The 13,233-nt window shown below is 41.5% G+C and carries 7 protein-coding genes; all 7 read left to right on the top strand.

What is annotated here, in order from left to right:
- Window positions 1-55 precede the first annotated feature (55 nt).
- A complete protein-coding gene (locus HS960_RS13590) occupies window positions 56-1,627 on the top strand; it encodes a RagB/SusD family nutrient uptake outer membrane protein (protein ID WP_182332988.1) in 1,572 nt (523 codons plus the stop codon).
- A gap of 421 nt (window positions 1,628-2,048) precedes the next feature.
- On the top strand, window positions 2,049-2,576 hold the full coding sequence (locus HS960_RS13585) for an RNA polymerase sigma factor (protein WP_075991636.1): 528 nt from the start codon (window positions 2,049-2,051) through the stop codon (window positions 2,574-2,576).
- Window positions 2,577-2,642: 66 nt separating this feature from the next.
- Window positions 2,643-3,680 (top strand): FecR family protein, encoded by a 1,038-nt coding sequence (locus HS960_RS13580; RefSeq protein WP_182332986.1) that lies wholly within the window; start codon window positions 2,643-2,645, stop codon window positions 3,678-3,680.
- Window positions 3,681-3,684: 4 nt separating this feature from the next.
- Entirely contained in the window at window positions 3,685-6,783 is a 3,099-nt protein-coding gene (locus HS960_RS13575) for a SusC/RagA family TonB-linked outer membrane protein (protein ID WP_159729273.1), read from the top strand.
- A 26-nt stretch (window positions 6,784-6,809) separates the two neighbouring features.
- Window positions 6,810-8,378 carry a RagB/SusD family nutrient uptake outer membrane protein gene (locus tag HS960_RS13570; protein WP_200845613.1) on the top strand — a complete coding sequence of 523 codons (1,569 nt, stop codon included), beginning with the start codon at window positions 6,810-6,812 and terminating at the stop codon, window positions 8,376-8,378.
- A gap of 72 nt (window positions 8,379-8,450) precedes the next feature.
- Window positions 8,451-9,935 carry an aryl-sulfate sulfotransferase gene (locus tag HS960_RS13565; protein ID WP_182332984.1) on the top strand — a complete coding sequence of 495 codons (1,485 nt, stop codon included), beginning with the start codon at window positions 8,451-8,453 and terminating at the stop codon, window positions 9,933-9,935.
- 162 nt (window positions 9,936-10,097) lie between these two features.
- On the top strand, window positions 10,098-13,103 hold the full coding sequence (locus HS960_RS13560; protein ID WP_159729269.1) for a glycoside hydrolase domain-containing protein: 3,006 nt from the start codon (window positions 10,098-10,100) through the stop codon (window positions 13,101-13,103).
- Window positions 13,104-13,233 lie beyond the last annotated feature (130 nt).

Raw genomic sequence — 13,233 nt, 5'->3', positions numbered from 1 at the left:
ATGCCTTACAGTCAAAATGGATGAATAAATAATCAAATTTAGACGGATGAAAAAGATGAAATTAAGAACTTTATTATATATCGGAATAATTGGCTCCATTGTAACAAGTACATTTTCTTGTACTAAACTAAAGGAGGAATTTAAAGGAGAATTAGAGGAGGGGACATCCAATGTGGATCCTGGAAGCTTGTTGATCACAGCTTATAATTCATTGAATACCCCTTATCAGCAGGAACAGCGCTGGGTGATGCAGGAAATATCAACAGACGCAGCCATGGCCCCTACACGGGGTGGCGACTGGGATGATAATGGTATGCATCGTGCGATCCATTTACATACCTGGAATGCAGATAATGGCTACATGAACAATACTTTTGTCAGTTTGGGTACAGCCATCTATAATGCGGGCAATGTGTTGCGGTATAATCCGAGTGCGCAGCAAGGCGCTGAAGCGAAGTTTATTCGTGCGTTGGTCATGTTTGATATGTTGGATCTCTATGGCGTAGTACCCGTCCGGGAAGGAGCCTCTTTTGAAGATTTTAGAATCGCACCAGAGGTGTTACAGCCACAGGCGGCTATTGACTATATGGTGAAGGATCTCAACGAAATCATAGCGAGTTTGCCTGCAAACGGGCCGAGAGCGGCATATGTAGCCAATAAAAATGCGGCGAAAGCATTATTGATGAAGATTTATTTGAATAAGGGAACTTTTTTAAATAGACAAGCTCCTTCTTTTGCTGCCGAGGATATGAATAAGGTAGTGACCTTAGCCAAAGAAATTACCGTTTCGGGATCCTATACTATTTCTGCGAAGGGCAAATACTTTGATAATTTTGCGCCGGATAACGACGAGAAGTCTACCGAAAATATTTTCACTTTATACAATAAAAATGGAGATAGAGGTGGAAATGTGGACCGTACCTGGAATACCATTGCTCACTATAATATGAATCCAGGGGGTTGGAATGGCTGGTGTACCTTATCAGATTATTACGATAAATTTTCGGATACCGATGAAAGAAGGGGAATTTATTATAATTATCCAGCTGATACGACTTCTAACAGAACAAAAGAATTCAAACGTCAAAATGTTGGTTTTTTTGCTGGACAGCAATACAATTGGAGTACAAACAAACCTTTAATGGCGCGGAACCCAGCGAATGCACCTTTGGTCTTTACGCGTGAAGTGACCATCCGTACCTCGGGTGCAACCCTGGAAACAGCTGGTATCCGTCCAATGAAGTATGCTTTTGATTATGCCGTCACTGGTCAACGAAACAACGACTGGGTTGTATTTCGTTATGCCGACGTATTGCTGATGCAAGCAGAGGCTATTCTGAGAGGTGGAACAGGGACAGCAACAGAGGCACTCGGTTTGGTCAATACTATTCGGACGAACCGTGGTGTTAATAACTTGACGGCATTGACGCTCGATAATTTATTGGATGAGCGTGCTCGCGAGTTATATTGGGAAGGCTGGAGAAGACAGGATTTGATTCGTTTTGGTAAATTTTTATTGGCCTGGCAAGAAAAGGCTGCGGATGCCGATCCCAAAACATTGGTTTATCCAATCCCGAGCCAACAGATTGCCGTCAATCCAAATTTGAAGCAAAATACGGGTTATTAATTTGCTATATAAGCATCAGTAAAACAAGCAACTTCACGAAGTTCGTTTTATTTTGAAAGGTATTTAGCTGATAGGAACTTACTCTTATCAGCTAAATACCTTCTTTTTTGAAACAGGTCGTTTCTTACAATTCGTTTCTTTTGACCAGAAAGAACCAGCAGTTTACTTTCATGACGGTTGGTTCTTGTGAAACTAAAAAGCTTTTAGGAAAAAAGGTGCATAAAATGGGGATTGAAGCAATTGCTCTATTGAAAATATTATCTTGTTTTTTTGATAAAAAATAATCACTTTAGAGGTGCATAACTAACCAAAAAGCATGGGTCATTTTGATGGATCAAATTGAAATTCTGTCAGATACCAATTTCGATATTCTTTGTAAAGAGGATAACAGCATTGAAACAAGACTATCTAAATGTAGATTATGATTAATAAAATCCTACAGCGGGCACCTACTAACGAAAAAGAGTTTTTTTTAGCTTATCGTTATTGGTACAGGAAATTATACTATTTTCTGTATCAGAAGACCCAATGTTCGAATCTTGCTGAAGATGTCGTCCAACAGACTTTTTTAATTGTTTGGGAACGCAAAAATAATGCGAATCAGCAAATCCAATTCAGTACCCAGCTCTTCCAAATTGCGCGCACAAAATTGATTGATGAATTGCGCCGGCGTGCATTGAATAGAAAATATGTAGCGTTTGAGAAACCATTTGTACTGACCCAATATGAAGATCTTGAACGACAAATTGCCTATAAAGGAGAGTTAGAATACGTAAAAGAGCTGATTACACAAATGCCTTTTATGCGGCAACAGGTGTTTTATCTTCATAAAATTGAAGAATTGAGTTATAAAGAAATTGCCGTCAAATTGTCTATCTCCCCGAAGACTGTAGAAAATCACGTTAGCATTGGCCTGAAATTTATTAAAAAATTTTTTAAGTTGTCTTAGGGGACAAGCCCATCACTATTCGTATAACAGTTATATACCTATCCCGCTAAAAGGATAGAAACTGTTATGAATCGCAAATCCTTATTAAATAAATTCCTGGCGAATGAATGTTCTGCTGAGGAAGCGAAACTTGTGTTCACCTGGCTGAATGACGATCCGACATTATTGGACGATCTCATTTCGGAAGATGATTGGGTATCCTATATCAATCAGGAAAATAAGTCAAAACGTGGTGGCGATAGCCTGTTGAGAATTATTACTGTATTCGTCCTGTTTGGTTTCCTGTTCGTTTTATCCAATCTTTTGAGCCCATCAACCGATAAACCTATACAAACAGCAAGCTTCATTCATGAAATTTACTACAACCCTTCTGCTCAGCCTAAAGAAATTATTGCAGCAGACAATTCGATTTTAACCTTGGAACCCGGTGCACTGATTCAGCTAGGTATAAAACCGGATCTTGATTTTCGGCGGGTTAAACTATTCAGTGGAAGAGTCAATTTTAAAGTAGCAAAGGATCCTTCAAAACCTTTCATTGTCGAAAGCGGCACGTTGATGACCACAGCGCTGGGAACAGAATTCATCGTGGATTATAATGCGGCAGTTGAACATGTTCTGATCCGATTATTTGAGGGGAAAGTTCGCGTTGAATCTATAGAACCGTCCGTAGTAGAGACAAACATTTTGAAACCTGGCCAACAGATTTATTTTGGCGGAGCGAACAAGATGCTTGTTTCAAATTTCAAAGGTACGCCAAAAATGAGCGCGAGGGAAAGTCTACCAGCCCAGCTTATGCTTTCCGCAACGGAAAAACCGTACCGCAATCCGGCAACAATTCACCAGAGCGCCAATTGGCTCCAATTGGAAGAAACCGCTGTATCCGATATTATTCAATATATCAATCATGAACTTGATGTACCTATATCCTATGATTCATTAATCGTTAAAAACTATCGGATAAAGGGGCGGTTTAGCAAGAATCCAACAATGGACCTGAAAGACAAAACGGATCTTGCGGCGTCTATTCTGCAGTTGATTGTTGAGGTGAATCCGTTTATTCTTGAAAAACAACATAATACATATATACTCAAACCTAAAAAATAGAATCATGGTAAATTTCAACTTAACCAAGAAACCATTTTTTGTTTTTCTTGTCTTGACACTGTTATCTTTTCGATGTCTAGCGGGAACAATAAATGGTGTAATCAAAAACTCGTCGGGGCAACGGCTGGCAGGGGTAAGTATAATTTTGAAAAATCCCGGCAGCAGTTTTTCAACAGCAGCCTCGAGTGCGAGTGATGGGAGTTTTCGTTTTGCTGATGTACCGAATGGAAAGGGGTATGAACTGACTTTTTCATACATCGGGTATCAAAGCTATGTAGAACGAAATGTGCAGGTTTCCGCTGATGGAGCCACCACTCTTTCCATTATTTTGGAGGATCAGGTGAATCAGCTAGAAGATGTTGTCGTAATTGGATACGGTAAACAAAAGAAAAGCGATCTGACAGGTGCCATTGCATCGCTTTCCAGCAACGAACTAACGAAAGGAGGAGCGGTGAGCAATGTAGGGCAGGCCCTACAAGGTAAAGCTTCGGGTGTCGTTGTAACCCAGAATTCAAAGGCGCCGGGTGGTAGCACGTCTATTCGGATTCGCGGAACCAATTCGATTAGTGGAAGTAATGATCCACTCTATGTGATCGATGGATTCCCAACAAATAATGGAATCAACATCAATCCTGATGATATTGCTTCCATGGATATCTTAAAGGATGCTTCGGCAACGGCTATCTACGGTTCCAGAGGTGCCAATGGTGTTATTATCATTACCACAAAACGTGGTCTTACGGATAAAAACAACATTACCTATAGTGGCTATGTGGGAACACAGAAACCGATTATACCGTTCACTTTTCTCGACGGTAAGCAATATATGAATCTTGCCAATGCACTTTATAAGGAGATTCAGGGGCAAGAAAATCAGGAATATGCAGTCTATACCAAATCACAGCTCGAGTCTGATGTCAATACGGATTGGGTAAAGGAGACCATGCGGAACGGCATTTTGCAAAACCATAATTTACAGTTTTCCGGAGGTGGTGAGAAAACCAAGGTGTTGACGAGCATAGGTTATTTTGATCAAAAGGGTGTTTTGAAGACGACAGACTTTAATCGAATTTCGGGACGTATCAACGTGGATCAAAAGGTAAACGATTATATCCGCACTGGGGCGAGCCTATCCGCGCAACGGGAAAAATCGAATATGCAGGTGTATGACGGAAATATCCTGAATTCAAATGTTTTGTACAGCATATTGACCTATGATCCGACGGTACCTGTTTACAATGCAGACGGTAGTTTTGGAAGACCTCCAGGAGGGCAGGGTGACAATCCCTTGGCCAACCTGATGTCACGGATCAATGATGTGCAAAGGGACAAGTTGAATGGAAATATTTTTCTTGAGGTAAATCCGATCAAGGAACTGACCTTGCGCATGGATGCAGGAACGGAAATAACACATGATCAATTGGGCAGTTATCTGACTCGAGACTCTTATCAGGGTGGGATAGATGATGGTGTGGCAAGTCAGGCCGATTATAATGAAACCCATAACCTGATTGATTTTTATGCTACCTATGCAAAGGTGTTTAATGAGAAACACAATTTGAGTGTGATGGGGGGCTATTCGTATGAGAAATATGTGCGCAACAATAAGGGGATCAATGTAAAAGGTTTTTCAACGGATCTGCTGGAATACAATAATTTAGGAATGGCCTCTAGTATTACGGGAGTAAATTCTGCTAAAGCTGAGAACTTGGTCATCTCTTTTTTCGGGCGCGTAAATTACGCCTATGCTGATAAGTACCTGTTGACTGCAACCTTACGTCGTGATGGATCATCGCGCTTTAGTCCCAACCATCGTTGGGGAACCTTTCCTTCAGCAGCTTTTGCATGGAAGGTCAACAATGAGGATTTCATGAAAGAGCAGCAGTTATTTTCGGATCTAAAATTTAGGTTGGGTTACGGACAGACGGGTAATGATCGCGTTGCGGATTATGCTTCTTATGGATTGATGGATAATGGGCACTATACGTTTGATGGTGTGACCAATTCGGGTGGCGTTAAACAAAACCCAACTTATCCTGAAAACGATAAATTAAAATGGGAATCCACGACGCAATATAACGTCGGACTTGATTTTTCATTTTTTAAGAATCGATTAGCCTTTACCGTAGATGCCTATTATAAGAAAACCAATGATCTTTTGATTAAGAGTATATTGCCTTATTACACAGGATATACCTCCGGACAGCGCAATCTAGGTACGATGAATAACAAAGGGTTGGAGTTTTCGGTAACCAGTAAGAATATGACCGGAGCGTTTACCTGGGAGACAAAATTGAATTTAACGATGAACCGCAATAAGGTGTCAAGCTTGGGTGGAGAGCCTGAACAATTGTTGACTTCGTCAAAACCAATGGGTAATGTTTCTGAAGAAGCTTATTCGGTTATTCGTGTTGGGGAATCGTTGGGCTCTTTATTTGGCTATAGATACCTGGGGGTTATTCAACAAGGAGAAAACTATGCGCCACAGCCAAATTCTAAACCCGGCGATCCGAAGTTCGCGGATGTGAACGGCGATGGTACAATCAATTCTGCGGACCGGACGATCATCGGTCGTGGTTATCCGAAGTTCAATTTTGGTATGACCAATACATTCGCGTATAAAAACTTTGATCTGACGGCCTTCATTTATGGAAATGTCGGAAACGATCTCCTCAATATGACACGTATGAATCTGGAGTGGAAACGTACCACAGAAGCTTTAAATCGATGGACTCCGACAAACACCAATACGGAGATTCCAAGAAACGGATTTTACTACATGAACTATGGTGGCTATATCAATGACCATTTTATTGAGAATGCTTCCTTTTTGCGGCTGCGTAATCTGACACTGGGTTATACCATTCCATTGAAAACAAAAGCGGTTCAATCGATACGGGTATATGGTATGGCGGAAAACTTATTTACGATTAGCAATTATTCTGGATGGGATCCTGAGGTGGATACCAAGGGATATGAAAATGATGCGCTGGTTAAAAATAGAGCTGGAAATAATCAGAGTGCCAATGCTGGGGTAGGTCTGGATTTTAATTCATATCCTTCGATGCGCTCGTTTACTTTTGGTGTAAGTGCAACATTTTAATAGCTAATATCTAAATCAGAAATGACATGAAGACGTTTAAAAATAATATAAAATATATCTTGGGTATGGCGGGTCTGGCCGCTGTTTTGGGCCTCAGCTTGAATAGCTGTACCAAGCTTGACCCTAAATTATACAGTGATCTGACGACAAAAAATGCCTACTCAACAGAAAGTGATATCAATGCTGCCCTGACGGGTGTCTATACGAGTTTATCGCCTTATCCGGGGGATGCCTATTTATACTATGCGGGTTATTTGGTGATGATCACCGATTACGCAACGGATATAGGCTTTTCTACAGCGGCAGGTGATCCTACACGGATGAGTAACTTTACCTATGATGATAATAATAGGTATTTTAAATTTAATTATCAGAATATGTACCAGGTGATTAGCAATGCCAATATGTTGATTGATCGTATTGAGAGTGTAACTATTCCCGACGATCGCAAGAAGAAAATTATCGCACAGGCCAGGTTCTTGCGGTCATTATCTTATATGGATCTTACAGATGCCTGGGGACCGGTACCACTGATAACGACAGTCAAGAATCCGACGGAAAGCTACAATGAGCCTTTGGTTGCTGTAGAGAAAATTGATGCACAGATTGCTGAAGATTGTCAGTATGCAATCGATAACTTGCCGGAGAAATGGTCGGACGAACTGGGCATTGGCCGTGCTACAAAAGGCGCCGCGTTGACCTTAATGGGAAAGATGTATATGCGTTCGCACAATTATGAAAAAGCAAAAACGTATATCGATCAGGTTTTAGCGTTACGTGATAAAGGTGTATACACGCTGAATCCGGATTTTAAGAAGGAGTGGTCCGACAATAATAAAATGGATATGGGGCTGATATTTGGCATCTTGCATGAGCCTACATTAAATGGAGGCGAGATTACCAATCACTTTGGTCCGACCGACAACCCTGAAGTACCGGATAGATGGCAGTACTATGGTGTTTCCCTTGATTTTTGGCGAAAATATAGTGATCTCGATCCGCGTAAAAAGTTTTTCTATTATAATTACACCGGAAAGGCTGCACGGGACAAAAATACAAAGTATGGATTTTTTTACATGTTGCCTGCTAAAGGTCAGACTACTCCGCCAAGTGATACCGTGAAATTCCTGCAAAATGTTGCAACGAAAAAGTATTCTTATGATATGGTCAATAACTCCTATCTGGATGGGCGGACGATTCAGGTTCTCCGTTTGGCGGATGTTATTTTGTGCAAGGCTGAGATTGAAAATGCACTGAATGGGCCCGCGGCAGCATTGCCTTATATCAATGAAGTCCGGAAGAGAGCTGGAGCACCTGAATATGGTAAGCATCCTGATTTTCCTAGTCCTGCAAATAAGGAGGCTATGATCGATGCGCTTGTTGACGAACGTGGTTTTGAGCTTGTCTTTGAATACAAAAGACGTCAGGATCTGATCCGCCTGGGCCGCTATGAAAAAGTAAGCAATGCTTATTTGAAAGGCCGCGGACTGAAAGAAAATGTCACTGAAGCCATGCGCTATTTCCCTTATCCATTGGAAGAAGCACGTTTGCATCAAGAAATGACGACAGCCAATCCATCGCGATTGCCTAAATAACCCAAACTAAAGCGCATTATATTCGGTAATGCGCTTTGTTTGATAGACCAGTGGAATTGAAATTATTTACAGATGAAACCAATTAAAGCAATTATTGCACTGATTGTGGTAGCTATAGCGGTATTTGCTGCTTACTATTATTATGCACATCAGGTTGACATTGAAAATATTGAGGTGAGCTCACCCAATAATTTGCCGCTCAACGCTGCTATTCAGGTGAAACTAAATAAGGCAGAAGCCGTGTATGTGGAGTATTGGAAAGAGGGGGATAAACAGTCTTATAAAACAACTGTTTCAAATGCTGCTGTTCAGCATAACATTCCGTTAATGACGCTTGAACCAAATACAAGTTATAAATTTAGGGTTATCATAGACCGGATTATTCCCATAAAATCGAGCGAACAATCTTTTAAAACAAGAGCGCAATCGCCATGGATGGTACACGACTGGATCAAGGCCGACCATCCTCATGATGAAAAGGCCCTAGGTAATGGTATGGTATTATTATGTTATCGCGGATTTCCGGGCTACATGGCCATGGTGGACGGCAAGGGGACGATTCGTTGGTATTGGCAGGACGAAAAGCTGGGCGTGCGTCTTGCTTCTTTGACTCCAAGGGGTACTATCCTTGCCTTATTGGCTCCAGCGAGTAAAGATGAATTCAACAAACCCAATCAGCCAAGCAAGAAATCGACCAATGCAAGTTATTATTTAAGAAGCGGCCGTATCGGATTTGTCGGTGGGACGGTACTTGTTGAAATTGATCTTACGGGTAAAGAAATAGCACGTATCGATTTGGATAAAAAAGGGATCATCATGCACCATGACGTGCAGATGGATCACAACAATAATATTGTCGGTATCGTGCGGGATTTTAGGATCGACGATCGGCCCAACCATCCGAAAGATACCCTTTGGGGTGATGCTATTTTGACGATGGATATGAAAGGTAATATCTTGAAGAAATGGTCTCCCTGGGAAAAATGGGATATTCAGCAGGATAAAAAATTAGACAGCCTGAAGCATGATCGATTTCATTTTAATACGATCTCCTTCGATCGTGACAACAATTATTTGACTTCTTCGCCAATTGAAAATCAGGTCTGGAAAATTGATGCTAAAACCGGTGATATTCTCTGGAAATTGGGAAAGGGTGGCGATTATAAATTAAAGGACCAGGAACTATTTTATTTCCAGCATGCACCGCATATCACAAAAACTGGTGAGCTGTTGCTTTTTGACAATGGTGATTTTTCTCCGCGTGACAGTACAACAGCCAATAAGCAATCTCGGGCGATCGCTTTTAGGCTTGATCAAAAGAATAAAACGGCAACAGTAGCTTATGCGGCCCCAATTCCGAAAAAGCAGTTTACAGCAAGAATGGGCAGTGCCTATGAACTGGATAATGGTAATTTACTGCAGACTAGCTCGAAAACAGGTAGTGTACTGGTGACGGATAAAAGGGGGAAAGTTCTTTGGGAATTAAACGCTTATTTTATTCCCTATCGCGCTATTTATGTGCCTGAGGAAACCTGGCATAAATACAGGCAAAACTAAGTTAAGATGTTAGGAATAAAACTTAATTTTAGTCCTCTTATTGACCAATAAAAGTAGCTGCACTACGGACTCATGTTGGGGAAGCAGTGCAGCTTGTAAATCGTATCAGGCTTATGGAAAAGCTTGGTAAAGACAAAAATATTTTGAATAAATACTATTCGCATGAAAAAAAGAACAGCCTCTTATAAGCTGGCAATTATCCTTGCCGTATCCTTATGCGCAAACTCGGCCCGGGCGCAATTGACCTATCCTCCGGAAACACAAAAGTGGGATGCGGACCAGCTGGGTAATCATCGAGCAGTGCTGCAGGTAAACACGGATCAGAAGGAGGTGCAGGTTACTATTCCGTGGCGAAATCGCTGGGTTGAGGCAAATCAGCAAGTTATTATCGTCGACAGTGCCAGCAATAGGCAAATCGCACCCAGCTCTTATCTTTGGATGAATACGGAATCTGGTGGACTACGGTTTAAGCCGATTTCCGGGAAGGGCGTTTACTATGTCTATTATTTACCGTATCAGATGGGTGGCCGCAGCCGCAATTATCCGGATGCAATTTATCTTAAAAATGCCGTTTCAGCACCAGTGAAAGTAGTACAACATGGGGCAGGAAACTCAAAAGGAGTTACTGTTGCACGCTTTGATGCCGTAGATAAATACAATAGTAATGATCCGATGGAACTGATCGCGAGTGCCGAAGAAGTGCGAGGCTTTGTGAACAGAAATGCGAATGCCGCTTATTATCTTTTTCCTGAATTGCGGGAGTTTCCGATTAAAATGGAAAGCAATCTTCCGCAACGCTGGCTTATGAAAGGTAAAGCCATGACTAAGTTGCAGGGCACAGGGCAGAAAGGTGAATTTTATGCATTTCAACTCGGGTTATGGTCTCCAAAGCAGGACCTCCATGAAATCCAAATTTCATTCTCGGATTTTAAAGCAAGTGATGGGGCTATTATTCCCGCGAATAGCCTGAATTGTATCAATACCCAAGGTACGGATTATACCGGAAAAGCAATGGCACTCCAGGTTGATATACCAAAAGATAAGGTTCAGGCCCTGTGGTGTGGTATACAGATTCCGGAGGTCACTGCAAGCGGAACTTATCATGGCGTGGTTACCGTAAAGCCAAAAAATGCAGTAGCGAAACAGGTCAATGTGGAAATAAGGGTTTCAGATGCTTCAGGTGATATATCCGGTGTTGATCAACCATGGAAAATGACGCGACTACCATGGCTCAATTCGACATTGGCCCAAAAAAATACAGTGGTTGCGCCTTATACAGCTATTGAATTAAAAGCGGACTCTACCTTACATATTTTAGGCCGCGAGGTGAAACTCCATGCGAGTGGTTTTCCAAAACAGATCAGCACGTTTTTTACGCCCGAATTGACTGAAATATCGTCCAAGGCGAATAACCTCTTATTTGAACCGCTTCATTTTCATTTTTATAGTGCTTCGGACGGAAAGGAAATTCAACTTAAACCAAGCGGGATCCGATTTGAAACCAAAAGTGACGGTGAATATAGTTGGACGGCCAAAAATGAGTCTTCCGATCTGACAATGGAAGTAGAGGGTAAATTGGAATTTGATGGCTATATGCATTATGTGGTCAAGCTGACGGCGCTGAAGGACCTGTCATTAAAAGATGCCACGATGCATATCCCGATGATGCCCGATAAGACGGATTATTTTATGGGACTCGGGCAAAAGGGAGGAAAGAGGCCCGAACAGCTTACCTGGAAATGGGATGTAGCCCATAAAAATCAGGATGGTGGTTGGATAGGTGCTGTAGATGCCGGACTCCAGTTTTCACTCCGTGACGAGCATTATTCTCGTCCGCTCAACACGAATTTTTATCTTCAAAAGCCGCTTGTGCTGCCACAGTCCTGGGGTAACGAAAATAAAGGGGGAATTGATATTGGCCTGAAAGGAAAATCGGTTTTGGTCAATAGTTACAGCGGAGCCCGTGAACTCAAAAAAGGCGATGTGCTTTATTACAATTTTAACCTGCTAATTACCCCTTTTCACCCGATCAATACGGAAGCGCAATGGAATGAACGGTATTACCATGCTTATAAACCCGTTGATTCTGTTGTTGCAAGTGGATCTAATGTCATCAATATCCATCACGGAAATGAAATAAATCCATATATCAATTATCCGTTTATTGCGACAAAAGAAATGAAGCAATATATCGATCAGGCACATGATAAGGGGTTAAAGGTCAAGATCTACAATACCGTTCGTGAGGTTTCAAATCGGGTTTATGAGCTCTATCCATTGCGTAGCCTGGGCACTGAGGTGTTTTCACCTGGAAAAGGAGGCGGATATTCCTGGTTGCAGGAGCATGTGGGTAAAAATTATATCGCTGCATGGTATGTTCCCCAATTTAAAGACGCGGCTATTATCAATAGCGGAATGAATAGATGGCACAATTATTACGTCGAAGGCATGAACTGGCTGGTAGATCATATCGGTATCGATGGGATTTATTTGGATGATGTTGCCTTTGATCGGGTAACCATGAAAAGAATAAAACGTGTACTGACAAAAAATGGCAAACCTGGTCTGATCGATTTGCATTCGGCAAATCAATATAATAAAAGTGATGGATTCAATAATAGCGCGAATCTGTATCTGGAGCATTTTCCGTACATCAATAGATTATGGTTTGGTGAATACTTTGACTACGAGAATAACCAACCCGATTTTTTCCTTACCGAGGTGAGCGGCATTCCGTTTGGTTTAATGGGTGAAATGCTACAGGATGGTGGAAATCCTTGGCGGGGTATGCTCTATGGCATGACCAATAGGATGCCTTACCAAAAATTGACACCTGCTGATCTATGGAGAGCGTGGGATCAATTTGGTATCAAAGGGAGTAAAATGATAGGTTATTGGTCGCCGAATATTCCTGTTAAAACCGATCATGATAAGGTTCTTACAACTGTTTATAGCCGTGCGGGCAAGGCGATGGTAGCTATCGCTAGCTGGGCGGATGGTGATGTGGATGTAAAATTGGCCATTGACTGGGAAAAATTGGGGATTGATTCTGGAAAGGCAAAATTATCCGCACCATTAATTCCTAATTTTCAAAAGGGAGCGCAGTATAAATTGGGCGATGCGATTCCGGTAGAAAAGAATAAAGGACTTTTGTTGATTATTGAATAGCAGTACGATAGCGCTACAAGGTGTAATTTATCATAGGCTTTTTGTTGATGCAAAGATGCAAATAACCTATGATAGATTCATTTATGTTGAAATTTGGTGAAGTAATGGCTTACATGACGGATTTAATCAC

It is taken from the genome of Sphingobacterium paramultivorum, from assembly GCF_014109745.1.
Taxonomy (GTDB): domain Bacteria; phylum Bacteroidota; class Bacteroidia; order Sphingobacteriales; family Sphingobacteriaceae; genus Sphingobacterium; species Sphingobacterium paramultivorum.
This window is presented reverse-complemented; position numbering and strand designations above follow the sequence as displayed.

Coding starts and splice junctions, on each gene's coding strand:
- HS960_RS13580 (WP_182332986.1), top strand. CDS start 2,643: ATGAATCGCAAATCCTTATTAAATAAATTCCTGGCGAATGAATGTTCT.
- HS960_RS13560 (WP_159729269.1), top strand. CDS start 10,098: ATGAAAAAAAGAACAGCCTCTTATAAGCTGGCAATTATCCTTGCCGTA.
- HS960_RS13575 (WP_159729273.1), top strand. CDS start 3,685: ATGGTAAATTTCAACTTAACCAAGAAACCATTTTTTGTTTTTCTTGTC.
- HS960_RS13570 (WP_200845613.1), top strand. CDS start 6,810: ATGAAGACGTTTAAAAATAATATAAAATATATCTTGGGTATGGCGGGT.
- HS960_RS13565 (WP_182332984.1), top strand. CDS start 8,451: ATGAAACCAATTAAAGCAATTATTGCACTGATTGTGGTAGCTATAGCG.
- HS960_RS13585 (WP_075991636.1), top strand. CDS start 2,049: ATGATTAATAAAATCCTACAGCGGGCACCTACTAACGAAAAAGAGTTT.
- HS960_RS13590 (WP_182332988.1), top strand. CDS start 56: ATGAAATTAAGAACTTTATTATATATCGGAATAATTGGCTCCATTGTA.